A 1,081-nucleotide genomic window follows, 5' to 3' on the forward strand; every position below is an offset into this window, starting at 1 on the left:
GTCGGCGCGGATGGTGCCGGTGGTGAACCGGCAGGCCAGGCGCGTCTTCCGCTTCGACTTGAAACGCGGCATCCCCACCGTGCGGCCGCGGCGCTTGCCCTGCTTCGACTTCGCGTAGTTGTCGAACGCGGCGGCGGCGTTCGCCAGACCGGTGGAGTACGCCTCCTTCGAGTTCTCCTCCCACCAGGAAGCGAAGCGGGGGTCGGTGTACTTGGCGGCGTTGAACGCCTTGCGCAGCGACGGCAGCGACCACGGCCGCCACTGGGTGAGCTGCTCCTCGGGGATGCCGTAGGACTCCTCGGCCCTGCGCTGCCACCACGACGCCTCGACCCAGCCGACGGCCCAGTTGCAGGCCGCCCGTGCGGCCCCGCAATGCGACCGGAGCGCCTGCTCCTGGCGGGCGTTGGGGTCCAGCGCGAACCGGTACGCCTGCACCACGAACCCCGGCTGCGGCCGGAACTTCTTCACTCGGCGGCCTCGGCCGTGGCCACGGCCACCGCACGGGCGGCCCGGTTCTTCGCCGCACGGCGCCCGTACAGGCGGGCGCACATCGAGGTCAGCACCTCGGTGATGTCCCGTACGAGGTCGTCAGTGGTCTCAGCCGGGTCCAGGACGACCATGCGCCGGCCGGACGCCGACAGGACAGCTTCGAGGTACTCGACACCGAACCTGGCCAGCCGGTCACGATGCTCGACCACGATCACCGCTGCCTGCGGGTCGGACAGGAGTCGGTGCAGCTTGCGACGCCGCCCGTTCAGACCCGAACCGACCTCGGTCACGACCTCCGCGACCGGCAGGCCCAGCCCGGTAGCCCCCTGGACCACGCGCGCGACCTGCCGGTCAAGGTCCTGCTTCTGGTCTGCCGAGGACACGCGGCAGTACGCCACCACCCGCCCCGACACCTTCACGGCGGGCTCGTCGACCAGCCACGTGCCGGACGGCGTCTGGCGCACCGGGACCGGCATACGGCCCTCCTTCGCCCACGCCCACGCGGTCTGGTAATGCACGCCATTGCGTGCCGCCCACTCGGAAAGCTTCACACGATCAAGATAACAGATGAGAAACACAGAGATTTGCTGAT

Annotated in this window: 2 protein-coding genes; both read right to left on the reverse strand. The window is 69.8% G+C overall.

The window, feature by feature from the left end; translation table 11 throughout:
- Positions 1–468, reverse strand: a 468-nt coding sequence (locus ACZ7M3_RS52850; protein ID WP_472073993.1) for a helix-turn-helix domain-containing protein, incomplete at its 3' end; no start/stop codon positions are given.
- Positions 465–1,040, reverse strand: coding sequence for an IS607 family transposase (locus ACZ7M3_RS52855; RefSeq protein WP_472073994.1), 576 nt, complete (start codon positions 1,038–1,040; stop codon positions 465–467). The genes ACZ7M3_RS52850 and ACZ7M3_RS52855, both read right to left, overlap by 4 nt.
- Between the last annotated feature and the right edge of the window lie 41 nt (positions 1,041–1,081).

The sequence above is a fragment of the Streptomyces sp. NPDC111656 genome (assembly GCF_055656965.1).